Annotated in this window: 21 protein-coding genes and 1 pseudogene; 4 read left to right on the top strand and 18 right to left on the bottom strand. The window is 56.3% G+C overall.

The features are described from left to right. The first annotated feature begins 39 nt into the window (after positions 1–39). From AC2FGC_RS18910 to AC2FGC_RS18900, 3 genes are read left to right on the top strand one after another with little or no spacing between them, the layout of a single operon-like run. Positions 40–471 (top strand): pseudoazurin, encoded by a 432-nt coding sequence (locus tag AC2FGC_RS18910; RefSeq protein WP_496725637.1) that lies wholly within the window; start codon positions 40–42, stop codon positions 469–471. 60 nt (positions 472–531) lie between these two features. Beyond that, positions 532–1,749, top strand: coding sequence for a copper-containing nitrite reductase (gene nirK / locus AC2FGC_RS18905; protein WP_496725638.1), 1,218 nt, complete (start codon positions 532–534; stop codon positions 1,747–1,749). Positions 1,750–1,768: 19 nt separating this feature from the next. Beyond that, on the top strand, positions 1,769–2,524 hold the full coding sequence (locus AC2FGC_RS18900) for a formylglycine-generating enzyme family protein (protein ID WP_496725639.1): 756 nt from the start codon (positions 1,769–1,771) through the stop codon (positions 2,522–2,524). A gap of 84 nt (positions 2,525–2,608) precedes the next feature. On the opposite strand, the gene AC2FGC_RS18895 is transcribed toward AC2FGC_RS18900, so the two are convergent. The 12 genes and pseudogenes from AC2FGC_RS18895 to AC2FGC_RS18840 all read right to left on the bottom strand — a co-directional run bounded on the left by AC2FGC_RS18895 (position 2,609) and on the right by AC2FGC_RS18840 (position 14,950). Next, positions 2,609–2,944: a hypothetical protein gene (locus tag AC2FGC_RS18895; RefSeq protein ID WP_496725769.1), complete on the bottom strand. Its 336-nt coding sequence runs from the start codon at positions 2,942–2,944 to the stop codon at positions 2,609–2,611. Between the two features lie 13 nt (positions 2,945–2,957). Then, positions 2,958–3,095, bottom strand: a pseudogene (locus tag AC2FGC_RS18890) (IS5/IS1182 family transposase); the annotation flags it as partial. A 55-nt stretch (positions 3,096–3,150) separates the two neighbouring features. Further along, complete coding sequence (locus AC2FGC_RS18885) at positions 3,151–3,423, bottom strand: transposase (RefSeq protein ID WP_496779729.1); 273 nt, start codon at positions 3,421–3,423, stop codon at positions 3,151–3,153. A gap of 149 nt (positions 3,424–3,572) precedes the next feature. After that, positions 3,573–5,189: a GMC family oxidoreductase gene (locus tag AC2FGC_RS18880; RefSeq protein WP_496725641.1), complete on the bottom strand. Its 1,617-nt coding sequence runs from the start codon at positions 5,187–5,189 to the stop codon at positions 3,573–3,575. A 47-nt stretch (positions 5,190–5,236) separates the two neighbouring features. Further along, a complete protein-coding gene (locus tag AC2FGC_RS18875) occupies positions 5,237–6,754 on the bottom strand; it encodes an FGGY-family carbohydrate kinase (protein WP_496725642.1) in 1,518 nt (505 codons plus the stop codon). After that, complete coding sequence (locus tag AC2FGC_RS18870; protein ID WP_496725643.1) at positions 6,747–7,589, bottom strand: class I fructose-bisphosphate aldolase; 843 nt, start codon at positions 7,587–7,589, stop codon at positions 6,747–6,749. Before AC2FGC_RS18870 ends, AC2FGC_RS18875 begins: the two co-directional genes overlap by 8 nt. Continuing rightward, on the bottom strand, positions 7,562–9,301 hold the full coding sequence (locus AC2FGC_RS18865) for a glycerol-3-phosphate dehydrogenase/oxidase (RefSeq protein WP_496783136.1): 1,740 nt from the start codon (positions 9,299–9,301) through the stop codon (positions 7,562–7,564). Before AC2FGC_RS18865 ends, AC2FGC_RS18870 begins: the two co-directional genes overlap by 28 nt. Positions 9,302–9,362: 61 nt before the next feature. After that, on the bottom strand, positions 9,363–10,358 hold the full coding sequence (locus tag AC2FGC_RS18860) for an aldo/keto reductase (protein WP_496725645.1): 996 nt from the start codon (positions 10,356–10,358) through the stop codon (positions 9,363–9,365). Next, positions 10,348–11,328, bottom strand: coding sequence for a sugar-binding transcriptional regulator (locus AC2FGC_RS18855; RefSeq protein ID WP_496725646.1), 981 nt, complete (start codon positions 11,326–11,328; stop codon positions 10,348–10,350). Before AC2FGC_RS18855 ends, AC2FGC_RS18860 begins: the two co-directional genes overlap by 11 nt. 3 nt (positions 11,329–11,331) lie before the next feature. Continuing rightward, complete coding sequence (locus tag AC2FGC_RS18850; RefSeq protein ID WP_496725647.1) at positions 11,332–12,327, bottom strand: ABC transporter permease; 996 nt, start codon at positions 12,325–12,327, stop codon at positions 11,332–11,334. A gap of 14 nt (positions 12,328–12,341) precedes the next feature. After that, positions 12,342–13,862 (bottom strand): sugar ABC transporter ATP-binding protein, encoded by a 1,521-nt coding sequence (locus AC2FGC_RS18845; protein WP_496783134.1) that lies wholly within the window; start codon positions 13,860–13,862, stop codon positions 12,342–12,344. 71 nt (positions 13,863–13,933) lie between these two features. Beyond that, on the bottom strand, positions 13,934–14,950 hold the full coding sequence (locus AC2FGC_RS18840) for a substrate-binding domain-containing protein (protein ID WP_496783129.1): 1,017 nt from the start codon (positions 14,948–14,950) through the stop codon (positions 13,934–13,936). A gap of 978 nt (positions 14,951–15,928) precedes the next feature. On the opposite strand from AC2FGC_RS18840, the gene aspT reads away from it, so the two are divergent. Then, the gene (aspT, locus tag AC2FGC_RS18835) at positions 15,929–17,629 is read left to right on the top strand and encodes an aspartate-alanine antiporter (RefSeq protein WP_496725650.1); all 1,701 of its coding nucleotides are present in this window, start codon (positions 15,929–15,931) and stop codon (positions 17,627–17,629) included. A gap of 107 nt (positions 17,630–17,736) precedes the next feature. Here aspT and AC2FGC_RS18830 read toward each other — a convergent pair whose 3' ends face one another. The 6 genes from AC2FGC_RS18830 to urtA form a co-directional block, all read right to left on the bottom strand. After that, entirely contained in the window at positions 17,737–19,368 is a 1,632-nt protein-coding gene (locus AC2FGC_RS18830) for a bifunctional aspartate transaminase/aspartate 4-decarboxylase (RefSeq protein WP_496725651.1), read from the bottom strand. 1,080 nt (positions 19,369–20,448) lie between these two features. Beyond that, the gene (gene urtE, locus AC2FGC_RS18825; protein WP_496725652.1) at positions 20,449–21,144 is read right to left on the bottom strand and encodes an urea ABC transporter ATP-binding subunit UrtE; all 696 of its coding nucleotides are present in this window, start codon (positions 21,142–21,144) and stop codon (positions 20,449–20,451) included. Between the two features lie 3 nt (positions 21,145–21,147). Continuing rightward, positions 21,148–21,888 (bottom strand): urea ABC transporter ATP-binding protein UrtD, encoded by a 741-nt coding sequence (urtD, locus tag AC2FGC_RS18820; RefSeq protein ID WP_496725653.1) that lies wholly within the window; start codon positions 21,886–21,888, stop codon positions 21,148–21,150. Next, positions 21,885–23,114 (bottom strand): urea ABC transporter permease subunit UrtC, encoded by a 1,230-nt coding sequence (gene urtC / locus AC2FGC_RS18815; RefSeq protein WP_496725654.1) that lies wholly within the window; start codon positions 23,112–23,114, stop codon positions 21,885–21,887. The genes urtD and urtC overlap by 4 nt, the downstream gene beginning before the upstream one ends. A gap of 3 nt (positions 23,115–23,117) precedes the next feature. Beyond that, positions 23,118–25,070, bottom strand: a complete 1,953-nt coding sequence (urtB, locus tag AC2FGC_RS18810; protein WP_496725655.1) for an urea ABC transporter permease subunit UrtB — start codon at positions 25,068–25,070, stop codon at positions 23,118–23,120. A gap of 62 nt (positions 25,071–25,132) precedes the next feature. Further along, positions 25,133–26,413 carry an urea ABC transporter substrate-binding protein gene (urtA, locus tag AC2FGC_RS18805; protein ID WP_496725656.1) on the bottom strand — a complete coding sequence of 427 codons (1,281 nt, stop codon included), beginning with the start codon at positions 26,411–26,413 and terminating at the stop codon, positions 25,133–25,135. Positions 26,414–26,653: the final 240 nt, after the last annotated feature.

Below are 26,653 nucleotides of genomic sequence, written 5' to 3'. Positions count from 1 at the left end.
GAGTCAGGCCCAAGAGATCATTCAGGAAAGGACAATTCGATGATCCGCACGCTTACAACCAGCGTTGCACTGGCCACCCTGCTGGCCGGTGCCGCCTTCGCGGAAACCTTCGAGGTGCAAATGCTCAACAAAGGCAGTGATGGTGAACGCATGGTGTTCGAGCCCGCGTTTGTACAGGCTGCCCCGGGTGACACGATCAAGTTCATCGCATCGGACAAGGGCCACAACGCGGAAACAGCCAAAGGCATGCTCCCTGATGGCGCCGAGCCGTTTAAGGGCAAAATCAATGAGGAAATCGAAGTCACGCTGGATACCGAAGGCGTCTATGGCGTGATCTGCAAACCCCACTATGCAATGGGCATGGTGATGACCGTAGCGGTGGGTGACGTCGAAATTCCCGAGGGTTTCCTTGAAGGCCGCGTCCCCAAAAAAGCCAAGGCGCGTTTCACAGCCCAACTTGAAAACTTCTGATCCCCGATACGGCGGCGAAATGCTTACTCGCTGCACTCATCCGACCTCAAGGAGGATACTATGACCAAATTCATCAACCCCGGCCTTATGAAAACCAGCCGCCGCAATGTGTTGCGGGGATCGGTTCTGGCAGGCGCCGCAGCTATGACCGGCGCAGGTGCCATGGCAGCTCGTCGTACACCAATGCCGCTCAAGGCAGATGCAGCCTCGGCTAAACTCTACAAAGTTGCGGGTGAACAAAAGGCTGACAGCACAGCCAAACCGGCGGATTTGTCTGGCTATACCCGTGTTAAACAGGAACTCGTTGCACCACCCTTTGCACCAGAGCACGAGCAGGTGGCCACAGGCGGACCAAAGATCATCGAAATCACCATGGAGACAACTGAGCGTCTTATGGTCGTTGACGAGGATACCGGCGCGTCTGTCTGGGCTCTGACCTACAATGGTTCAGTCCCAGGCCCGCTGATCATCTGCCACGAAGGCGACATGATCGAACTGACCCTGCGCAACCCCGAAGACAGCGTGATGGAGCACAATATCGACTTCCACGCTTCGACCGGTGCGTTGGGTGGCGGTGGCCTGACCCATGTCTATCCTGGCGAGGAAACCGTGCTGCGCTGGAAGGCGACCAAGCCGGGCTGCTTTACCTATCACTGCGCGCCGGGCGGGGCGATGATCCCGTATCACGTCACCCATGGCATGAACGGTGCGGTGATGGTGCTGCCGCGCGATGGCCTGAAGGACGCGGATGGCAATCCGCTGACATATGACAAGATCGCCTATATCGGCGAGCAGGATTACTATCTGCCCCAGGACGAAAACGGCGAGTACAAGACCTATGAGGCCGCCGGTGACGACTATGCCGACAGCCTGGATGCGATGCGCACGCTGACCCCGACACATTCGGTGTTTAACGGCGCGGTGGGTGCCCTGACCGGTGAGAACGCGCTGAAGTTCAACGTCGGCGAGACGGTTCTGATGATTCACAATCAGGCCAACCGCGACACCCGTCCGCACCTGATCGGCGGCCACGGTAACTATGTCTGGGAGACCTCATTTACCGATGCGCCTCAGACCGGTGTCGAAACATGGTTCGTCCGCGGAGGATGTGCAGTTGCCGCAATGTACACGTTCGAACAGCCAGGCGTTTATGCCTATGTGAACCACAACCTGATCGAAGCCGCGCTACTGGGGGCCACCGCGCATTTCATTGTCGAAGGGGACTGGGACAATAACCTGATGGAACAGGTTGTAGCCCCCCGGCCATTTGCAACCTAACGCCGCTGGGCTTCAGATCATGAAAACCACTGCCATGCAAAGGATCACCAATCCAACCAATCTAGGTTGGGCAGGTCTGAGTGTGGCAGTGGTCATCTGTGCAAGTGTGTTGTTTTTGAATGGGCCATTCTTTCAAACACAACTGATGCCCGAAATGGCCGATAATCCGGTCATTTTCCCCGGCGGTGAAACGCTCTACGTTCAACGCCACGAAGTGACGGTCACTGAATGGAATCTGTGCCACGAAAGCGGTGGTTGTACGCTGAAATTACACACCCGGTCGGGTCTCGATCCGGCTACAACGCCCGCTACCGGGCTCAATTATGTAGACGTAAGCGAGTACTTGCGTTGGATCAATGCCGCCACTAGTCACGATTTTCGCCTTCCCACAAGAGCGGAATGGAACCACATGGCATTGTCAGTTCTGCCTGAAGATCCCGACCCGATCTTTACCGACCCATCACTAACATGGGCCTCAAGTTATCTGACCGAAGGGCTCGCTCCACGTGCTCTGAAACCGCAAGGCAGCTTTTCGATATCACTGCACGGGATCGCTGATCTGGACGGCAGCGTCTGGGAATGGACTCAGGACTGTTATGCTGGGGCCAGCGAAGACATCGACCCTGATCGATGCCCCGCCTTTTTTGTCGGTGGTGAGCATGTCGCCGCGGTGCCTTTCCTCGTGCGCGATCCAGCACGAGGCGGTTGCGCCGTCGGCGCACCCCCGGCACACCTCGGCATGCGTCTGGTTTCGGACGTAGATACAGAAAATTAATTCACGGGCATTGTTTGCCAAAGAGCCCCGCGACCGTGTTGCATGGAACAAGATTGAGGCGGATTGACCCCATTGTCCATCACTTCAAAAGACCCGCTCATACGCCGCACGACCGAGAGCTGTCATGCGGTTGAGCGTTGTTGATGCAATTTTCGCTTCAGATCTTTGATTGTCGAAATCGCACGCTTGCAGGCGATTCCTGAGTACTTGTGTCCAACTGCCGATCTGGGCTTCAACCTTTGACCTCTGATTGTATCCTGCCTTGGTTTGCCACTTCATTCTACCATGTTCGGCGATGGCAGTGATGTGTTGATTGCGCTGTGCATTCGCCCCGTGAACCGCGTTCTTCCGCGAAGCAACAGCCCACACCGGTTTCAATTCTGGCGAGCAAATCCGGGACAGCAGTTTCATCGCCTGCATGTTCAGTGGTCAACTCCTCCGCGGCGATATCGCCGGTTTCTGGGTCAAGGGAGATGTGCAGTCTGCGGCATGTTTTGCAGGTGTTCTTAGCACCGTGCTTTTCTTCATGCCGGCTCCGGGCACCATGAATTTTCAGACCGGTACTATCCACACTCAGGGTGATCGGCTTTTCTGAAGCGCGCCGGTTTGGGGCCACTATCAGCCCCTTACCGCGTCGCTATCGCGTCGAGTAATCCGGCGCCACAAGATCCAGCCATCAGCTTGGAAATCGATCGCATAAAGCCCTGTGATTGTCTCAAGGCAAGCCGAAACACGACCCACAAAGTGAGGCAAATCTCGATCGCTATGTCCGAATAAATCGCCTGTCCCCAGCGAGTCCTGCACCGCGGCGGCGACCATATCTTGGCCAGATCACCTGAAACCCAAGTCGTCAATTCACCACGTTGCCGAAGGCTTTCGTTGAACTCTAATGCATTCACCACCCGATACCGTGCTTTTTCAAACTTGTCCCGACAGGTATCATTGATACTTGTGGGGCATCTATCATCGCTCACGTCACAGAAAACACTCTGTGGAGACGCTCCCTGAAACAGGGTCGCAGCGGATCCACTTTCCAAAACTAACCCAGTTATGCTCTGGATTTCCTGATTAGGTCAGCCGCTTTCTCGGCGACCATAATGACCGGAGAGGCGGTATTTCCCGACACGATCTTTGGCATGATCGATGCATCTACGACGCGCAGTCCCGTCAGACCCACGACACGCAATTGCGGATCCACGACCGCTTTGTCGTCCTGTCCCATTCTGCACGTACCAACCGGGTGAAAGATCGTTGTTGCGATATCTCCGACGGCATTCATCAGATCCGGCTCATCCTGAATGGCCGGGCCGGGCAGAATCTCTTGCGGCTGGTAAGGTTCAAGCGCTTTGGCCGTCATAATCCGGCGGGTCTGTTGGACCGACTTGACGGCAACCGATCGATCCCGTGCAGCGGAAAGGTAGTTCAGCCGAATATCGGGCTGCTGATCCAAATCTCGGCTTTGGATATGGCTACTGCCGATACTTTCGGGACGCAGGTTACAGACCGACACGGTGATGGCGGGAAAGGGATGCAGCGGATCGCCTAGCTTGTCGGTTGACAAAGGCTGGACGTGATATTCCAGATCCGGCGTTTCCAGCGCGGGATCGGATTTGGTGAACATCCCGAATTGGCTGGGTGCCATCGACATTGGGCCTGATTGGGTCAGCCCGTATTGCAAAGCAATCCGAGCCTTGCCCAAGATGGAATTCGCCATCGTGTTCAACGTTTTAGCGTTCTTCACTTTGTACACGGTTCGGATCTGCAGATGGTCCTGCAGGTTCTCTCCGACGCCGTTGCTTTCGTGCAGAAGGTCGATGCCCAGCGAACTGAGCACATCGCCGCGACCGATCCCTGAAAGCTCCAATATCTTTGGTGAGTTTATCGCACCCGCAGTCAACAGCACCTCATGCCCCGCAAGTGCCTCCAACACTTGCCCCTTGTGGCGAAACCGGACGCCGCGCACGGATTTACCGTCCAAGATCAGGCGGTCGGTGGTGGCCTGGGTTATCACCCGCAGGTTCGGGCGCTTTGAGGCCGGGCGCAGAAAGGCTTTGGCGGTGTTCCAACGCACGCCGTTCTTCTGATTCACTTCAAAAAAACCCGACCCTTCGTTGTCGCCATCGTTGAAATCGTCGCGCGGCTGAATACCGAATTCTTTTGCTCCGTCCTGAACCGCCTTCAGGATGTCCCAGCTGAGCTTTTGTTTCTGAACCTTCCACTCACCCCCGCTGCGATGCACATCGGTGTCGCCGCCGTGGTGATCCTCGGATTTCAGGAAATAGGGCAGAACGTCATCCCAGCCCCAGCCTGTGTTGCCCATCTGTCGCCAGTGATCGTAATCCGCCGCTTGCCCGCGCATATAGATCATGCCGTTGACCGACGAGCAGCCCCCCAGCACCTTACCACGCGGATAGACTAGAGACCGCCCGTTCAGGCCGGGCTCGGGCGCGGTTTTCATCATCCAGTCGGTGCGGGGATTGCCGATGCAATAGAGGTAACCCACCGGTATATGCACCCAGTGGTAATTGTCGGATTTTCCGGCCTCTAGCAGCAATACACGCGTGTCGGGGTCTTCGGTCAGCCGGTTTGCCAGCACGCATCCCGCGGTTCCGGCCCCGACGATGATATAGTCATAGTCGCCATCAAGGCGTGTTGCCTGTGTCATGGTCAATCTCGATTGCCTGTTATTTGTGTGCCGATCATAGCGTAGTTTCAGGCTCGGTCTTGCCGCATGTGCGCGCGCGACCAGAAGTCCTGCATCGTTTCGATCAGATCCAGATAAGTGTCGTATCGGTCGCCATAGTGGGTGTGCATGCCCGGATCGGGTTCAAAAACCTGTTTAACGCGTGTCATCCGGGCGATCCCTTCCTCATAGGTTCCTACCTCGCCCACTGCACGGGCCGCGCCAATAGCCGCGCCCAGAGCGCCCGTCTCGCGGGCTTCAGCCACGGTGATCGGAAAGCCCAAACAATCTGCAAACATCTGCGGCCAAAGTGGGCTGCGCGAACCACCACCCGAAAGAATGGCCCGATCAAGCGAAGCACCCGCTTGTTCCAGTACCCCGATATGGCGGCGGTGTTCGAACATCACACCTTCGAACAGGGCGCGCAGCATATGACCTTCGCCATGCCAGCCAGCCAGCCCGTAAAACCCGGCACGGAACGATGCGCCCTGACCTGAGCCATAGAGGAAGGGGTGAAAGAACGGATCATCTGCCCGGGGTGTCACCCGCCCGATCTGCACATTGCAATAACCGAACGGGTCATCGTGATGCCCGCCGCGTTCAACCAGCTCGCGCACGTACCATTCCAGATTGGCCGCCGATGTCGCACTGGATTCGATATTGACGAAACGATCCCGGCCAAAGCACGAGGCCATAAAGACGTTCCGGTCGTTGACCGGCGCTGCTGAGAACACCTGATTGATGCTCCAGGTTCCGGCGATGATCGAAGCCTCGCCCGCGGCAACCACACCTGACCCCATGGCGCTTGAGATCACGTCGAAAAACCCGCCGATCACCGGGGTTCCGGGCGCCAGGCCGGTCGCGGCAGCTGCATCAGCGGTCACGACCCCGGCAATATCCCCGGGGTCAATCAGGTGCGGCAAGAAATCCCGCGCATCCGAAAGCCCGTAAAGCGTCAGCAATTCGTCGTCATAGACACAGTCCGGCATTCGGGTCAGTCCGCAGCCGGACATGTCCGACATATCGCTGACTCGCTCACCGGTCAGTTTGAACGTAATGAAGTCCTTGCACAGCATTATGGTCTGTGTGCGGTCGTAAATCTCGGGCCGGTGTCGCTTGATCCAGGCCAGCAAAACCGGAGTTTGCGAGGGCCAGGGGTATTGCAGGCAAATCTCGTGCAATCTATCCCCGTTGGCCGCGGAAAGCTGTGCCGCCAGATCCGCGGCACGGGTGTCCAGCGATTGAATACCGATCAGCGGGCTCCCTGCCCGATCCAGCAGATAGAGCCCGTTGCCATGGCCCGCACATCCAACACCGGCAATCTGATCCGCCTGAATGCCAGCCTTGGCGATACAGCCGCCAATTGCGTCACGCGCGTTGGCCCAAAGCTCATTCAGGTCACGTTCGACAAATCCCGGCTCGGGCGTCGAGGACTGCCCGTCCAGCGCGTGCACCGCAACCTGATGCCCGTCCTGATCAAACAGGACGGCCTTGATTACAGTGTTCCCGGCGTCCAGCCCCAGAAAAAATGTGCTCTTCTCAGCCACGGTTGTAGATATCCCAGGCTTCCTCGCCGTTTGCGCCGTTGTGGATCATTGCCATCAGGGCCGACACAACCGCCTTTGGGTTGTCATGCTGATAAATGTTGCGTCCATAGACCATGCCCTGCGCGCCTTGCGCCATCAAGGCCGCCGATTTTTCAAGAACAGTCTTCAGATCCTCTTTGCCACCGCCGCGAACCAGAACCGGAACCCGGGCCGCCTCGATCACGCGGTGAAAATCCTGCGCGTTCTCGGTTGGATCGGCCTTGATGATATCTGCCCCCATTTCCGAGGCAAGACGCACCAGAGTCACAATCTTTTCCGCGTTTCCGTCTACCTGATAGCCGCCGCGAATGTCATTTGGCAGCATGACCAGAGGTTCGATCATCAGCGGCATCCCGTATTTGTCGCACGCAGCCCGAACGCGTGAAATGTTCTCGACGCATTGACGAAACAGTTCGGGTTCATCCGGCAGCATGAACAAGTTCACCACGACGGCTGCCGCATCCATTTCCAGCGCACCGATGATTGGTTCATCAGCGTTTTGCAGCATAGACCACATCACCCTGTGGCGTTGATCATTGTACGGGTTACCCATGTCGATACGCATGACCAGCGCTGGCTTGTCTTTTTCCGGGCGGTTCTGCAACAGATCTGCTTGCCCATAGGCGCATTGGATCGCATCCGGTTTTGCCTCGATCAATGTGTTCATGACTGCAGGCATGTCTTCCAGACCGACCATAAAGCTGGGCTCGTTACAGACCCCGTGATCAACTGCAACGTCGAGACATCCACCATTGGTGAACATTCGGTTCATGCGGGCTTTGCTGCTAATACGCATTCTTCACTCCGTTTGATATTTCTGGCGGTCAGCGTCTCGGCGGATACGCCGTGAAACTCCGACAATTCATTGATCAGCACATTGCGCTGATGTTTTAGGTCCTGTTTGGACAGGTTTCGCTCCTGCGCCAGCAGATCGGCCAGAGTGTCGATGACCTGCATCGATATCCCGCCGGTAATGGCCAGCGATGTCCGACGCAGCACGATGTCAGAGAGCGTTTGAGTATATTCCTCACGCAGCAGCAGTCGGATTTCTGCGCGCGTGTAAGGGCAACCGGGGGCCAGGGGCGTGTCCGCAATCGCCGGACTGCCTTGGGCCACCTGTCGGGCTTGCGTACCGTAGTGAGTCACCAAATGCGCGGCGCGTTCAGTGCTGAGTTGGTAGTGGCGCACCAATTCCTCTTCCAGAACTGCCGGTTGTGCAGGAAAACTGGCCCCGCCACCTATGGCACTGCCAAGTGTGGACTGGCGTCGGGTTTTGCCCAATTCGGCCAGCACTTCATCGGCTGTTTGTTCAGCAAAGGCGCGGAAGGTGGTCCATTTGCCACCGATCATGCAGAATTGCGGCACCTCTCCATCCAGGCGCCTGGTGTAATGGCCGCGGGAAATCCGCCCGGTGAAATCATGATCGCTGTGAGGCAGGGGGCGGATACCGCTATAGCTGAACACGACGTCGTCGGATGAAAACGTCAGGTCAGGGAACACAAGGCGCAGCGATCCAAGGATGTAGTCCCTTTCCTCATCTTCGCAGCGCACCCGCCGGGCGCGTTCAACCCGGATATCCGTCGACCCGGCCAGAACCTTGCCCAGATAGGGAAACACGATACACACCCGGCCATCGGTATTCTCAAAATATACCATATGTCCGCCAAGTGCCTTCAGCAGGTCAGGGTTGTCGATGATCAGGTGAGAGCCCTTGGTGCCAGACACCATCGGCTTGTCCAGCCCATTGCCCAGCGTGCGGATCGTGTCGTCCAGCCACGCGCCGGTGGCATTGACAATGACCTTTGGCCGAACCGGGAGCGTCGCTCCCGTGCGCACATCCCGCAGGTGATAGGTACCGTCTCGCTGGTCCAGCTCAGCATAATTCAGCACGACTGAGGCGCGATTGGCCCGTGCGGTGTCGCGTAGCATTTCGATGCACAGGCGTTCCGGGTGGCTGATCCATGCGTCGTGATAAACAGCCGACCGTGTGGCCTTGGGCGTCAGATCGGGCCAGGTCTGCCGCGTCTGCGCGGCCGAGTTGAACCCGTGGCGCGGCAAAACCCGGCGGCTATGCGTTACCCAGTCGTATAGCGACAGCCCCAGCTTGATCGGAACCGCGCCCCGGCTGGCAGGTTTTCCCTTCCAGCCCACAAAGCTGGCCGCCGCGTTCAGCATTCCGGAGAACCGAGAGGTGATCGGGATCATTGTGGGCAGCGGGCGCACCAGATGCGGTGCGTTTTCCAGCAGAGCATCGCGTTCGCGTAAGGACTCGCGCACGAGATCGAATTCACCGTTTTCCAGATAGCGCAGCCCGCCATGGATCATCCGGGACGGCGCGGCGCTGCAGCCTGAACAAAAGTCGTTCCGTTCTACCAACAGAACGCGCAAACCCTGCAGGGACAGATCGCGATAGACGCCGATGCCGTTCACGCCGCCGCCGATGACGACCGCGTCAAAGGCCGCATCGCTGCGCAGGCTGGCCAGGTTCTGTTCCCGTTGATCGGACATAACTCTCCTGTTCATTGAAACAGTGTTTCAATGGTCTTTGTGTTTTGGTTTTGATCCGGGATCAGGCGTCCAGATCGCTCAGGTGGTGTTTTGCTTGTTGATCGATTGTCGCAATATCTTCAGCCGACAGGCGCAATTGGCCCGCCCGTGCGTTTTCAGCCGCTTGCACCGCATCCCGCGCCCCACACAGTGAAAAGGTGATGCCCGGCTGCTGAACAGTCCAGGCGATGACCGTCTGCGCTGGCGTCGCGCCGTGCGCCTCGGCAATCGGCGTTATGGTTTTCATCAACTCGGCCACCTTTTCCCGGTTGCTCTGCGAAAAGCGCGGGTTGTCCTTGCGCTGATCATCGCCGGTAAAAACCCGGTCGGGGCCGACCTTGCCCGTCAACAGGCCAAGCGCCAGCGAGGAATAGCTCAGCACCGAAACCCCGTTCTCGCTGCAGACGGGTAGCAGGCTGCTTTCGATGTCACGTTTGACCATAGAATATTCTTCCTGAATGGCGTCCAGCTGACCGGCGGCAACATAGGCCCGAACGTCGTCCGCCGAAGTGTTGCTGGCCCCGATGGAGCGAATTTTGCCCTGCTGCTTGAGCGTCTCCAGCGCTTCCATCGTCTCGGCCACTGGTGTCGTCGTGTCCTGCCAATGGGTGATGTAGTGGTCGATATAGTCGGTCCCCAGACGGGTCAGGCTTTGTTCGACCTCATGAATGATCGCATCCTTGCCCAGATAGCGATGCACCGGTCGGCCGTCATAGTCGAAGAAGTGGTTGCCTTTCTGCGTGTGCCAGACCAGCCCGCATTTGGTGGCCAGCACCACCTGATCACGACGGCCTTTCAGCGCCTTGCCCACGATGCCCTCGGCCACGCCTTGCCCATAGGCCGGGGCGGTATCAATCAGGGTCACGCCAGCATCGACCGAGGCCTGTATTGCGGCGATGGATTTGGCCTCATCTGTGCCACCCCACATCCAGCCGCCTATGGCCCAGGTGCCCAGCCCGATGGCCGAGGCCTCGATCCCGGACGTGCCGATTTCACGTGTCAGCATGTCATGCGACATTCTGCGTTCCTTCCATTTCTTCCAGAACCGCCTTGGCGGTCTCTTCATCGACAATCAGTGAATCCAAAAATTTACCGTTCAGCGCCGCAGTGATCGGCTGCACCTTAAGCGGGCCTGCGGTCACACCGATCACCCTTGTGCATTCGGCCAGATCGCCTGGCGGCAATGCGACCAGACGCGAGTTCAGAGCGTAGTTCGATACAGCGCCGTTGCTGTGGATCAGATGTGCCAGAAACTCGCCCACGACACCCATCCCAATCAGCATCTTGCGATCCGCATCCGGTACGGGATGCAGGTCGTAATAGCTTGAACATTCCGGCTCGATCGAACCGATCCCGACCAGCGCCACATTCGCACGCCGTGCCAGATTCAGTACGTCGCGGATCGAAGCGACGTCCATCAGCATGTCCCGCTGTTGCTGGCTTTCGGCAAACAGCGGCGCATGCATCAGCATCGTCTGACCGCCCAAACGTTCCGCCATCTGCGTCGCCAGATGGTTGACGTCCGTGTAATACTTGCCCTGAACCCCGCCGGTCAGCGGCACAACGGTCACGTCAAAGGATTGTTCGGGGGCCAGGCTTTCCACCACGGCGCTGACGGCCTTGCCGCCGGTAATCGCAATCACGTCACCGTCGCGCAGGGTCTCGACCAGACGACCCGCAGCGGCGCGTCCCACCTGTTGCAGCGTCGTCTCGACACTGCCCGACACCGAGGGCGTCACCACTGCATCGTTCAGACCGGTGGTCTGTGCCAGCTCGCGCTCCAGATCCATCAACGTCTGGAACGGGGTTTCGATGTCGATCTTCACCATACCCATGCGGCGGCCCTGCGTGATCAGCCGGTTCACCTTGGACGTCGACAGGTTCAGCGCCTTGGCGATGTCCGACTGTTTCTGACCTTCGATGAAATGCAGGATCAGCACCGTGTGGATCTGTCGGATCAGTTCAAAGTCCTTTTGTTTATCCGTCATGGTCTACCCCCGCCGTTTGTTGAGGTAATGATCGATGGTCACCGCGCTCAGCAGGATCGAACCGCGGATGATATCCTGCCAGTAGACCGACACATCCAGCAGCGCGAGCGAGCTGGACACCAGCGATAGCAGGATCACCCCCAGAATCGCACCCAGGATCGAGCCCGAGCCGCCATTCAGGCTGGCCCCGCCAATCACGGCGGCGGCGATGATCGTCAGCTCTAGCCCCAGACCAAAGGTGGGCTGGGCCGAGCCGAACCGCGCCATGTAGATGATCCCGGCGATCCCGCACAGGGTCGAACACAGGGTGGTGGTCAGGAAGATGACCTTTTTGGTCCGAATGCCGGAATACGCGGCGGCCTTTTCGTTGCTGCCGGTGTAGAACACCTTGCGGAACATGGTCGTCCGACGCAGCATGAAATCAAAGGCTATCACAAAGACCAGAAAGATGATGATTACAATCGGAACTGGCCCGATGCTGCCTTGCCCGATGAACTTGAACTCCGGCGGTAGGGTATAGAGACCCAGGGGTCGCCCTCCGGTAAACAACAGGCAGGCGCCGCGCGCGATGACCATGATGGCCAGCGACACGATGAAATGATGCAGACCCACGCGGGTCACAAAAAACCCCATGAAAGCTCCGATCCCCGTGCACAGAGCGATGGAAATTGCTGAGGCAACCCAGGGGTCTACTCCGCTGAGAAACAGCCAGCCCGCGATCACCATTGCCAAGGCCGTGACCGAACCGACCGACAGGTCTATCCCGCCCGAAATCAACAGGATCGTCATCCCAATCACCAGAATGCCATCGATCGCAAAGGCCATCGACATGGCCCGCATATTCGCCCAAGTCAGAAAGTAGGGCGAGGCAAAGGACATGATCAGGAACAGCCCCAGAATGATCACGATCAGCCCGGTTTCGCGCATCCGAAACAGCCGTTTCAGCGGCGAGGTGCTGTCGCTCGGGTTTGCCTGGGCCATATTCACTGTGTTGTCCATCTTGTTTTCTCCGCTCATGCAACCGTGGCCTGCGCATCCAGGACCGAGGCCAGACGCATGATGTTTTCTTCTGTCATATCCTCATCCGTTACCTGACCGCTGATATGCCCTTCGCGCACCACCAGCACCCGGTCACACACACCGATCAGTTCCGGCAGCTCCGAGGAGATCACGACGATTCCGACGCCATCCCGCGCCAGATCCCGCAGAATGCGGTGGATTTCAGCTTTTGCGCCCACGTCGACCCCGCGGGTCGGTTCATCCAGAAAGATCAGCCGCGGGTTCACCGACAACATCTTGGCAAGCGCCACCTTCTGCTGATTGCCACCTGAGAGCGACGACACCGGATCGGAGAGGGATCCGTATTTCAAGTTTAGCTTTCGACCCAGCGCTTCGGCCTGCGCCTCCTCCGAGGCCGATTGAATCAACCCCAGCCCATTGGCTACCTGGTCGGGCTTCAGGGCGGAAATATTGGCCGAGATCGGCAGGTCCAGAAACACGCCGTCGCCTTTGCGGTCCTCGGACAGGTAGACCATGCCCTTTGCGATACTGTCCTGATAGGTGCGCAGGTTTAGTTTTTCGCCATTCAGCCAGACCTCTCCCGAGATGTCGCCTTCCAGACGGCAGATACCCTTGGCGATCTCGCTGCGGCCTGCACCGATCAGCCCGGCGATGCCCAGAATCTCACCCTTTTTCAGGCTGAAGGATACATTGCGGAACCGTGTCGCCTCGGTCAGGTTGCGCACATCCAACAGGATATCGTCCGATTTCTCGTCTTTGGTCTGTTTCTCGGGATACAAATTGTCGATCACCCGTCCGACCATGGCATTGACCACGTCCGAGGGCTGAATCTCTGCCACATTCTGCGTCACGATATGTTGGCCATCCCGGAACACGGACACCCGGTCGCAATTGTCGAATATCTCGACCATGCGGTGCGAGATATAGATGATGGAAATACCTCGATCCGCCAAGTCACGCATGATCCCGAACAGGGTCTGTGCCTCGGCCTCGGTCAGTGCGGCGGTGGGTTCGTCGAGGATCAGGATACGGCAATCAAGGGTCAGCGCCTTTGCAATCTCGACCAGTTGCTGGTTCGAGATCGACAGGTTCTTGACCAAAACGGCCGGATCAATATTGCTGAGTTGGCGAAAGACGTCGCGGGCCTCATGCTCCAGCTTTTTGTAATCCATCAGCCAGGACCTGCTGACATTTGTCTTGGCCATAAAGATGTTTTCGGCAACCGACACATCCGGGCACAAGGCGATTTCCTGATGGACAAACCCGATGCCCAGACGCTGTGCCATTGTCGGCGAGGTGATCTTGACCGGCTTGCCATCCAGCATGATCTGCCCGTCATCGGGTTGCAGGATGCCATCGATCACGTTCATCAAAGTCGATTTACCGGCCCCGTTCTCGCCTGCGATGGCGTGTATCTCACCTTTGCGCAGTTCAAAGTCGACGCCGCGCAAGGCTTTGACTGGGCCAAAGGACTTGCTGAGGTTCGAGATTTTCAGGATCACATCGTCTTGCATTACACCATCGCGCCCAGTTTCGTTTGGGGTGGGCGCTGCCTTCGATTGCAAGGCAGCACCCTTTTCGGGGATCAGGCCGGATCGCGGCCTTCCATATAGACGTTCAGGTCAAAGCTGTCGGCATTGTCCCTGGTGATGACGGCAAAGCCGTTGTCCATGAACGGGATCTGAACGGGGTTGAAACCACTGGTTTGCCAGTCGTTGAACGGGTCAAAGACATCCGCCCGATTGGCCAAGTGCACCGCCATGAAGCCCATGAAGCCCTGCACACCCTGGTTGGGGTTCAACGACATGTGAATGTTGCCCGCCTTGATATGTTCCAGCGTTGTAGGCGTCACATCCGCATGCATGATCAGCAGGTCCGAGTTCGCTTCCAGCTTGGCCGCAACCGCGCCTTCGGCTGAACCTGCCTCAGGGATCCAGATCGCGGCCACATTCGGGTTGGCCTGAATGATCGACGCAGTAGCGCGATAGGCGGCGTTGCTGTCCTGATTGGTGGCCTGACGACCGACCAGGTTCATGTTCGGATAATTCTCTTCCATATATGCGACCAGGGCCGTCACGCGTAGGTCGTGGTTCGATTGGCCCGGGTTCTCCAGCACCGCATATTCCGCGCTGTCACCCACTTGCTTGACGATCTCTTCGGCGGCAAATTTCGCCTCGGCCAGGTTGTCCGATGTAATATACGCGGTCCGGTCCGAGTTCGGGCTGTCGGCGGCAAAGGTTACAATCTCGGTGCCGTTGCCGATGGCCCGGTTGATCGGCTCGATGAACGGGTCCGACTGCATGGGGTGCAGCAGGATACCGGCGGGGGTCTTGACCAGATCCTGTTCGAACGATGCGATTTGTTTGGTGATATCGTAATCGGGTGTGCCCGAGAATACCGTTTCGCAGCCGAATGCCTCGGCCGCCTGTTTGAAGCCCTGGTAGACAGGCACCCAGTAGGGGTGGCCCGAGACCATGACGTTCATGATATACGTCTCACCGGGTTCGCACATGATCCCCTCAGCCGCCGCCGGAGCTGCGGCCGAGATGCTGCCGACGAGTGCAGTTGACGCAAGAACTGTCTTGAGTTTCTTATAGTTCATGGAATTCCTCCCTAGGTCGATTGCTCGTCGCTCCTGAAATAGTTTTCCTCCACAGCATCAGGAACGCAAGAAATTTCAGTGCGCGCATTTTGTTGCACAGCTTTATTCATAGGTGGAGCGTGCGCTTGGTCAACGAAGTTTAGGACAATTCCCAAAACTTGAAAAAAATTTCACAAATACTCGCGCTGTGTCGCCGACTATCGGTTGTTTCGCAATCTTTTGTAAAAGCCAATCTAGGCGGTTTACTGGACACATCTATCCTGCGGATAATGCAATTTGTGGACAGCTCCGGTGTTGCAAGGGTTTTCTTTGTGATTTTGATCGTTTTGCGTAGCGGTCATTTGTCCGGCCTATTTGTGCGGCGCGATTGACCGCTGGCCCTGATGAAATCCACATGCTGGATCCCTATCAAGCCCGAAGTGGACATTGGATTTGAAGCACACTTGGCGGGTCAGCGGAAAAAGCTGCCAGCCCGGATGACCGTCTTTTCTCCAGCGTAAATTTGTTGGTTGTCTTCCAATAGACCCACTAAAAGTCGCACGTCCACAAGGCCGCCATACTCTCGGAACTGGAATTGCCTGAGAAAGAGACTGAAGACTTAAGTGCGTTTACGAAGACGCTATCCTGTACACAGTCGCCCGAGATTCAAACTTATGGCTTCATTCCTGCAGAGCAGGTCAGAAAAACAAACGCCGTTCGCTGCAACTTGCGTGAGTAATTGCAGCTTGTCCGAAGGGTACTCAAAAATCCATCGGGATGGCCAAAACTCACTCCCCAAAAACAAAGAGTGAATGGTGTGACTACATTCCAAAAAGTTGCTTTTTAGGTTCCAAATGCACCTGCCCTTGAAAAAGTTTATTCCGAGTACTTTCGAAAAGTCCGCACGACGCCCATCGTCTAAATTTTCTTGTTTTCAATACAGTAAGGCGCTGTATCTTGAACGGAAAGGACCACCGTTGGGACGCGGGAGATTTCACAATGGAATTGATTACAGAACAACTGCGCGCCTTCCCGATCATGGCACTGTTTCTTTGTCTGGGTCTGGGATACGGCGTTGGGAAGTTTCGGGTCGGCAAGTTCGAACTGGGGGGCATCGCCGGTACGTTGTTGGTGGCGGTCTTCATTGGCCAAATCGGCGGTATCAACCTTAGCACCGATGTTCAGAATGTATTCTTTTCCCTCTTCATTTTTATGGTTGGCTATAATGGCGGGCCTCAATTTTTTGCGGCCTTGAACCGAACTGCTCTGACCAAGTTACTTGCCGCGTTTACGATGACCCTCTGGGGGTTGTTTTTTGTTATTGTTGTTGCTCGGTTGGCCGGCTTGGATAAAGGGTTGGCGGCTGGATTAGCCGCTGGTGGCCTGACACAATCTGCAATCATCGGCACCGCTGGAAATGCCATAGATCTGCTTGGGCTGGCCGCAGATGAGGCGGAAAAGTTGAAAACCAACATCGCCGTGGGATACTCGGTCACTTATATCTTCGGCTCGATCGGCCCAATATTGGCAGTTAGTGTCATTCCAATCATCATGCGTGTCGACCTGCGACAAGAAGCGATTAAGCTGGCTCAGAAGCTCAGCGGCGGCGGTCGCAAACTAGAGGAAGGTGAGTTCCTTCCTATGAACCGGTTTGACGCCCGAGCCTATCAGGTAAATGCCGATGCAACCATTGCCGGAAAACCCGTCAAAGACATCGAAAGCGGCTATGATGGCGATCTGATCGTCGAACGGTTACTCCACGATGGCGCTCCTGTGGATCCGAATCCTGAAACAGTGGTCAATGCAGGAGACGTTGTGGTCGTCTCTGGCCTCGTAGCGACTTTGACCCAGTTTGAGGGTAGCGCCAGTGGTGAAATCGGAGAGTATCCTCCTGAACTGACGGTTGTAGAGGAACGTCGAAACGTAGTGGTCACCAACCGCAAACTGACTGGCAAAACGTTGGCAGAATTGAGCGAGGCTCTGACAGCGGATCAAAGGCGCGGTGTTCACATCTCAAAGATCACCCGCATGGGCCATGATGTCCCCGTCTTGCACAACACTGAGATCCACGCAGGGGACGAGGTCAGTATTGTCGGTCACAAGGACGATCTGAACCGAGTTGCGAAAGTTGCGGGCTACGTTCCGCCTTCGGCCTCGGTAACCAATTTCATTGCATTGGGGATCGGCGTGGCCATCGGCTATCTGATAGGAGAGATCAGTTTTGTCATCGCGGGAACGAAGGTGGCTTTGGGGTCCGGCCTCGGATGCCTAGTTACAGGGTTGATCATCGGCTACATGCGCATCCGGCGGCCCAAGATCGGCGGTATTAACCGTGGGGCCGCGAATTTCCTTCAGAGCTTTGGATTAGCTGTGTTTGTTGGTGTCGTTGGCCTCAATGCAGGCAAGCCCGCGCTAGAGGCGATTCAGGAATATGGGATCACGCTGCTGCTGTTGGGTGTAGTGGTTACATTGATGCCCATGATCGTGCAGTTCCCAATCAACTATTTCGCCCTGCGTATAAAAAACCCGATTGAGGCCTGTGCGGTTGTGACCGGATCACGCTCGGGCAATCCCGGTTTTGCGACACTATTGGAAAAGGCTGGAAACTCGACTCCCACACCGGCCTTCACCATGACCTATGCCGTGGCCAACATCTTCCTGACGCTCTGGGGGCCGCTGGTTGTGGCTTTTGTTCCGTGAGTCAAACCGGAAATGGGCGCGACAACCGGGATCCTAACTTGAAAGGGTGCGATCAGCGTGTGTGGCAACCATCACGCTGATCCGTTCCTCATTGCTAGTGCTAGATTTCAACCGTGCAAAGGCAGTCCTTTCGAGGCACGGTAGGCCTGCACGTAACCAGTGGCCACCGCGCGCACCGCCCTTCCGATCTGGCGGTAAGCGCTATCATCCAAATTGGCGAACGATACCCGCGCCGACCAGTTGGGCGCGTCAAAGCCCGACCCATTCAGCAAAACGATCCCGTGATCCTGAGCCAGTTTGAAGGATATATCTAGAGGGTGGACATTCTCCTTAATCCATTCGACCACCTCTTCGCCCACGTATTTACGGAGCCAGAATTCGAAGTCGATGATACCGTAATATTTGTCGAACAGCGGGTTATCTGGAACGTCGATGCCCATCCCTTCGACCAACTCGTCAAAGCGATGCTTCAGAATACCCCAGCAGAATTTCTGATAGGCCTTCTCTTCGTCCATAAGCTCGACCAGTGAAAACAAAGTCATCATCACCTGCTGCGGCAGTGATAGACCTGCGGTGTGGTTCAGCGCAACATCGCGACTGTCGGCAACGATCCGGTCAATGAACTTGAACGAGGATGGATCAGGCGTCAACGTTTCGTACCGTGCGTTGACGACGGCCTTGGTTTCGTCCGGAGCCTCCGCAATCATCTTGTCGAAGATGTTGTTCTCGGCCACCAAAATCGCGCCCAAGCGCCACCCGGTGCAACCGAAATACTTGGAGTAGGAATAGACCCCAATGGTATTCTCAGGCAGGTGCCCCAAGATGGACTGAAAGTTTGGAACGAAGGTCCCGTAAACATCGTCAGTCAAAATGATCAGGTCCGGGCGGCGGTTCTTTACGAACTCGACAAGCCGAGTCGAGACTTCGGGGCTGATAGCGACTGATGACGGGTTGCCCGGGTTGACCAGAAATAGTGCTTTGACTTTCGGGTCGGACAAAATTTCGAAATCATCGTCGTTCAGTTGAAAATGGTCCTCTTCTGTCGAAGATACATCCACTGTGTTCAGCCCGTAGTCCTCAAGTACCGGCATTTCCAGATAGGGCGTGAAAATCGGTGTGCCCAACGCAATGGTGTCGCCGGCATTCAGCAACCGCTGGTTCTTGAGTGCCTTGAAAATGTAACACATCGCAGCGGTTCCACCCTCAACTGCGTAGATATCGAACTTCGCATCCGGTCGGTTCCCCGCGCACATCGCCCACATGACGTATTCGTGGACAATCGCCTCGTTGTGCTCCATGCACCGGTCGGGCATCGGGTAATGGTCGCCAACAATACCGTCGGTCAGCTCAAGCACGAAATCGTCTGGCGTAAAACCAAATCTCTCAATCGCAAAATCCACTACGGCCACCAAAGCTTCCGCCCCTGGAGGGCCGTTTTCTTCAACCGATTTGGCGCAATATGCTTTTAGCCGGTCATAACAGCCTGGCCCTTGCGGCATCCCGGCCAGACCGACCTGCGGCTCATTACGATGGCGCTGTGCTTCTGTCATAGCGAACTGCCCTAAAAGGAAAAATGCCTCCCGCGCTTTAGTGGCGATCCAGTTAGGGTTCCCTCGACCAGCATTAAGATATGGCAGAGCCATCTGCCGCGCCTCTTTTTGCGCCAACTTGATAAGTTCGTCTTTGATTTGGAAAGGACTTAGGTTTTCAAATTTATGCAGGTTGAGCGATTCTGGCATGACATCAAATCCTTGCGCTAAAACAGATGACGTAGTTTAGCGGATCGCATGCAAGGCATTGTGTCAATTAAAACAACGCTAATTGAAGGGAACGGTGTAAAACCGAAGACTACTAGTCTTCGTAACAAGCCTTGGGCGTAACCATTTTGCAAGGCAGACAGAGTGATGGAATTTACGCCGAGGCTTTGGGCTCGGTAGTGACATCCCACGAACATTTGCAAAGTTCTCTATCTGCGCATAGCTGCCATTTTTGAGGATCCATGCCGCAACTGCAGCGAACGGCAGCTTGGTGGCCAGACTGTTACTTTTTCAGTTCGACAGAATGATACAATCGCAACTTGCGGTGGGGTTTTCTTCCCCACCATTTTCCTTTCGTGGGCCAGCGGGATTTGGACAGGTCAAACGCTCTGGCCGTCAGTGTGAGGGCGCGGCCCTCCCCCTCGGGCAACCCTATTAGACCGGCCGTGTCCTCGGCCGTGCCTGCGGGCCGCACCACCCCTGCCGATTAGCATTGCCTCGCCCCCTCCCGCGTTCGCCACGTGGCAGATCAGCAGGAACAGGCGGCTTCGCCGTCTGATCTGCAAATCAGCCCTGATTTCCGGAAGGGAAGTCAGATCAAACGAAACAGTCTACGGGAGAACGAAAAAGGGGGTGTTGGGTCAGTTTATGACGCAAAGGTCAATTTCGTCTGACGTCCAACTGTCGGGCGACACATAGTTTTGCCACTCAATGACAGCTAAGCTATTGATTTTGAATCATGCGGAAATTCTTCTGCGCACAGGTTTTGCCATTTGCGACTCAAAAGCCTTCCACAACATGGGTACTTCTAGTTAGCCGTCATTACTCGAAATACGGTGAAAGCTGGGAAAGCGTCTACGTCGAACTTCAGCACGAAATGAAGTCCGTCATGTGATCAAATATACTTGCCCTTCAAGGAAGGAGACACCGAACGACGGGATTTCAGAAGAGAATACAGTTTCAATTGAACGTGTTCAGAGGATCAAACCAAATCCCGAGCCTAAATTTAACCAAGTTTTGCGTTTCATTCTTCAATCCTGAAACCCATTTCAAGCATCTGCTTTAGACAGTTACGGCCTGCAACAACTTATCGCGTGTCACGTCTTCCCTAGTGCCGTTGATCAAGACTTCTCCGCGTCGCAACACGATAAATCTGTCGGCAAGGTCATAGGCAAAGTCAAAGTATTGCTCCACCAGGATGATTGCCATTCCGCTCGTGGTTCTGAGGTGCCGGATGACTTCGCCTATCTGTTGGATGATGTTGGGCTGAATTCCTTCGGTCGGCTCGTCCAACAGCAGCAGGCGTGGCCGCGTGATCAGTGCCCGCGCGATCGCCAGCTGTTGCTGCTGACCGCCAGAAAGGTCACCTCCACGACGGTTTTGCATCTGCTTGAGAACCGGGAACATGTCAAAAATTTCATTTGGAATAAAATGCTCGCTGGCTGCCAGACAGGCGTACCCCGTTTCAAGGTTTTCGCGAACTGTGAGCAAAGGAAATATTTCACGACCTTGTGGAACATAAGCCACGCCTTTCCACGCCATTTGATGAGCAGGCAGGACACCCAAAGGTTTCCCGTCCAGTTCCAGATTGCCACCCGAGCGCAGATGCGTACCTGATATTGCTTTCATCAGGCTGGTTTTCCCGACACCATTGGTCCCCATGACACAAGTCACTTCACCTTGTCTGGCTTCCATGTAAATCCCGTTGAGGATTTGCGAATGCCCATAATGTAAAGTCAGATCAGTCAGCTTCAGCATTGTTTAGCGCCCTAGATAAACGTCGATGACGTCCTGGTTAGATGTCACGTGATCAAGACTGCCTTCAGCCAAGGCGGACCCTTCGTGTAAAACCGTGACTTTGCAATTCAGGCGTCGGACAAATTCCATATCGTGTTCCACCACGACAACGGCACGGGTTTTGGCGGCTTGTACCAGTAAGTCGGTGGTGTGTTCGCGCTCCTGCGGTGTCATGCCGGCGGCAGGTTCGTCCACCAGCAAGAGTAGTGGCTCCTGGGCCAGCAGCATGCCAATTTCCAGCCATTGTTTTTGACCGTGGCTCAGTTCACCAGCTTTGCGGCTTAGGTCTTGATGCAGACCGATTTCGACAGCCAGATCTTCAACTTTCTGCAAATCCTCAGTGGTGGTTCGATAGAAAAGCACGTGAAGCCAGCCACGTTTGTTCTGAAGCGCCATCAGCAGATTTTCGTGCACGGTCTGGTCTTCGAAAACCGTTGGTTTCTGAAACTTCCGCCCGATCCCAGCCTGCGCAATTTTTGCTTCGGAAAGTCCCAACAAAGATAGGGATTTCTCTCCCCAGATGACACGCCCTTCATTGGGCCGGGTTTTACCTGTGATGATGTCCATGAACGTAGTCTTACCGGCCCCGTTCGGGCCGATCACTGCGCGAAGCTCAACGTCGCCGATCTGGAACGACAAGTTGTTGATAGCTCGGAAACCGTCGAAAGTGACCGAAACACCGCTAACCTCAAGCAAAGTGTTCATTCCATGGCCTCCTTCTCTCGCAGAGCGCCGTCACCCGGTCCCAAATTTGCCCCATGCCTGTCCGGGTGGCGGCGATCGGTCCACAAGTCGAACAATCCTCCGATGCCCTGAGGGGCAAACAACGTAACCAACACGAAAGTTACGCCCAGTAGCACCTGCCACCAATCAACCCATTTGATCGTATAAAACCCAAGCGGAATATCCGGGGCCTGCCCGCCCGTGAACCACGTGCTCAGAAGGCTGACAAAGGCTGCGCCAACTACCGCGCCGTACAAGCGGCCTCGTCCACCGATGGCGACCCAGACGGCCAAATAGATCGAGGCGATGGGGGCCATCTCCTCGGGATTAATGATGCCAGCTTGCGGATAGTAAAGCGCGCCGGCAATGGCTGCGATGCAAGCAGTCAGGGTGAAGACGGCCAGCTTGTAGACCTCGACCGAGTAGCCAAGGAAGCGCACTCGTGCCTCGTTATCGCGAATGCCGCGGATGACCGAGCCGAACTTGCCTGACACGATCCATGCGGCCAGCATATAGCCCAGACCCAGCGCCAGTGCTGAAGCCCAGAGGAACCAGATCGACACCACGTCCTGCGAGGCGGTGACACCTGGCAGGTTCTGCAAGCCGGACAGCCCGTTATTGCCGCGCAAGCCGCTGTCGTTCTGGAACAGGTACAGGGCCAGCGCCAGAGTCATAGCCTGGGTCAGGATCGACAGATACACACCGGTGACACGGCTCCGGAAAGCCAACCATCCAAAGATCAGCGCCAGTAGACCGGGGACCAGCACGATCAGGATCAGTTGCAGTGTCAGGCTGTGGGAAAACACCCAGATCAACGGAAATTCCGACGATCCGACAACGCCAAAGACTTGTGTAGCGATGGCGTCCACCACCTCGGCCGAAGTCGGTGGAATTTCGGCCTGTGCCAGCGAGTCTACCACGATCAGGCGTGTACGCTCGTACATCAGCCACATACCGATCATGTAGCCGCCCAGCCCGAAAAAGGCGAAGTGGCCCAACGACAGGATGCCAGTGAAGCCCCAGACCAGATCCATCGCCACTGCGATCAGGCACAGGCACAGGGTCTTGCCCAGTGTTTTAACGAAACTGGTCGAGATTACGCCGATCCCGAAACCCTCGGACAGGATGGTCACGCTCAGGGTGAACAGGGACAGGATGGCAAGAAAGACCAGCACGGATGGGTTCTTGGAGATAAAGCTGCGTTCCATGGCTCAATCCCCCGCCGCGCGGCCCTTGAGGGCGATGATGCCCCTTGGCCGGAACTGGATGAAAATGATGATGAAGATGATCATGTAGGTTTGCGCCGCGAGGGTGTTCGATGGGTTCATCCACTCGATCCCTTTCTGCAGGAAGCCGATCATTCCGGCACCCGCCAGCGCGCCCCAGATGTTGCCGACACCGCCGACAACAACGGTCATGAAGCTTTGTACGATATAATCGCTGCCCAAATCTGATGTGACCTTGGCAAAGAGGCCGATGGCGACACCCGCAATCCCGGCGATGCCCGAGCCCAGCCCGAAGGTCAGCATGTTCACCCGCCCCGGATTGATCCCCATCGACCCCGCCATGCGCGGGTTCTGCGTCACCGCGCGCATCTCAAGCCCCAGCCGGGTCCGTTTCATGATGTAGAGGAACAGCCCCAGAAAGATCATAGCCAGCACGAAGATCGCGATGCGGATATAGCTGATCGCGACCACGTCGTTCAGCACCCACGCCCCGTTGAGCCAGCCTGGAGCGGTCAGCGGACGAGCCTGTGTACCAAAGATGTTCTTGGCCAGTTGCTGCAGGGCAATTGAGATACCGAACGTCGCCAGAAGTGTCTCCAGCGGCCGGGCGTATAGCCAGCGGATCACCAACCTCTCCATTGCGACACCCATGGCAAATGTCACGGCAAAGGCCATGGGGATTGCCACGACGATCGAAAGCGTGTGGTCAGGGATAAACTGTTGCACCACGTAGCCGGTATAGGCGCCCATCATAATAAACTCACCATGGGCCATGTTGATCACGCCCATCACGCCGAAGGTGATGGCCAGACCAATGGCGGCGAGGAAATAGATCGACGCCAGTGAGATCGCGTCCAGCGTCAGGTCGAGTGTTTGGTTCAGGCCGACCTTCAGTTCGATCTGTTCCAGAGTTTTCTCGGCTGCTTCGGTGACCTCAGCAGACGACTCGCTGTAGGTCTCGAAGAATACATGCGCGTTTACTGCAGCGTCGATGTCTGCGTCCGTGAATAAGGCTGGCACAAGCCCGGCCTCTGCCAGAGAGGCATACGCACGCTCGCGCATTGCATCTGAACTCAGTTGCGCGACGGGAATGTCACCTACACGACCACCGACAATGTTAGTCGATAGTGCCGCTCTGATATCATCCGCTGAAACACGCGGTGGGGCGAGGTTTCCCGCAACGAGCAAGTCATATGCTTCGTCGGACGTTAAGACTTCTGAGCCCGCTTCAAGAATAACTGCGACGTTCAGGTCAGTGGGCAATTCGAGAGCGGCGTGCCGGGAGGTGACGACCAAAGGGTTCAAAGCGGCACGAACATCTACGCCCAGATCGCCGGACATTTCTTCGATTGCGGCCACGCGGGCTGCGGTATCTTCGTCAAATCCAATCGTCAGCAATCGTTCAAGCCGCTGTTTTTGCGCTTTCAATTCCGTGTCCGGTTCATCGTCTATCGAAGCCCGCAGCGGCTCTAATAGTGCGCTTTCGGGATCACGCTGAATGGATTGCAGGGCCGCCAGCCGCTTCGCGCGGTTGGGATCGGTCAGTTGGAACTGCACCAACGCTGTCCCAATCATCGCGCGGATACCGCTGTTGGGCTTCAACTGCTTAAGCTCGGACTTCTCGAAGGTGCCGACGATCGCACCTGTATCGAAATCGGTCAGTTCATACGACCGCCCCTCACCTTTCTGGCCAGCGAAGAACAGACCGTCAGACTTGCGCATCCACATGTTTTTGGCGGCCCATGTCTCAAGCATTACTTGCGCCTGAGGCAAACCGCTGGACGCAATAGCATCAATCGCCGGTTTGATCGTCTTACGCGAACTTTTGGCGATGATCTCCTGATGTTCTTGCAGGATCGGTTGCAGACCGACCTCTTGAGCGTTTGCAGTCAGGCCGGCGCACAGGATTGCGAGGCCCGCAAGGAAAAGTCGTACCATGTGGTGAAACCCGAATGTCTTTTGTGGCAAGGCGGGCAAACAAACCCGCCTTGCGTGGTCTGTTAGTAGTTCGACAGGGTCTGAACGCAGGTCTTGGTCTCGGTGTTGTACATACCGCAACCCAGCTCTTTCCAATCAGAGACCAGCACAGCCGACTCCGGAAGGAAATCAGTCCACGCGTCACCCGGCACGACTTCGGTTTCGCTGATGATATCGAACTGGCCGTCTTCCTGAATCTCACCGATCAGAACCGGTTTCGCCAGGTGGTGGTTTGGCAGCATGACGGCGGTGCCACCGGTCAGGTTCGGGAACTCCTGCCCGTACATCGCAGCGCGCACGGAATCGACTTCGGTCGAACCGGCCTCGGTCGCGGCGTTCACCCACATGTTGAAGCCGATGTAGTGCGCCTCCATCGGGTCGTTGGTCACGCGTTCATCGCCCATGGTGGCTTTCCAGGTGTCCACGAATTCTGCGTTGACCTCGGTATCCGCCGACTGGAAGTAGTTCCAAGCGGCGAGGTGACCGACGAGGTTGGTGGTATCCAGACCGGACAGTTCTTCCTCACCGACCGAGAAGGCCACGACCGGAATGTCATCTGCCGAAACACCAGCCGCTGCCAGTTCCTTGTAAAATCCGATATTGGCGTCACCATTGATGGTCGAAATCACGCCGACTTTCTTGCCATCCGCGCCTAACGCGACCACATCAGCCACAATCTTGGACCAGTCGGAATGGCCGAAAGGGGTGTAATTGACGAAGATATCGTCATCAGCAATACCCTTTTGTTTCAGATAGCTTTCAAGAATATTGTTGGTGGTTCTGGGGTAGACATAGTCCGTGCCGAGCAAAGCAAATTTCTCGACCCCCAGTTCCTCCAGAAAATAGTCTGTCGCAGGGATTGCCTGTTGGTTCGGCGCGGCGCCGGTGTAAAATACGTTTTTCGAGGACTCCTCGCCCTCATACTGAACCGGGTAGAACAGCAGGCCGTTCAGCTCTTCGATGACCGGCAGCACCGATTTCCGGCTAACCGAGGTCCAGTTGCCAAAGATCACGTCCACCTCATGCACGGTCAGCAGCTCGCGCGCTTTTTCAGCAAATAGCGGCCAGTCGGATGCGGGGTCGACCACAACCGCCTCAAGCTGCTTGCCCAGCAGGCCGCCCTTCGCGTTTTGCTGATCGATCAGCATCAGCATTGTGTCTTTCAGCGTGGTTTCCGAGATCGCCATCGTGCCGGACAGCGAATGCAGCACGCCAACCTTGATCGTGTCCTCAGCCGACAGTGCGGCGGTGGCCATGGCAGCAAATACAAGTGATCCGGCGAGCGTGGATTTGAGCGATTTCATATAATCCTCCTGGCGGGGCCGGGAGAGAGGGCTTGCGCAAAGGCACACTCTTCTTCTACCTGATCCCCGCAACTGTTGTTGCGTTCCGTGTGGCGGTTGTGTTCGAGGTCCAATTCGCGCAGCCGTCACACACCCCCGGGTCGTTTCCGCGGTGGCACCCATACGGTTTCTGCATCGCAGCAAGCTTGGCAACTTACCATTTACCCAATTTGGGAAATCGGCGAGATGCGCCTATTTTTT

It is taken from the genome of Ruegeria sp. CDSC054 (genome assembly GCF_059610645.1).
The sequence above is the reverse complement of the archived record's forward strand: the minus strand, read 5'-3'. Positions and strand labels throughout refer to the sequence as shown.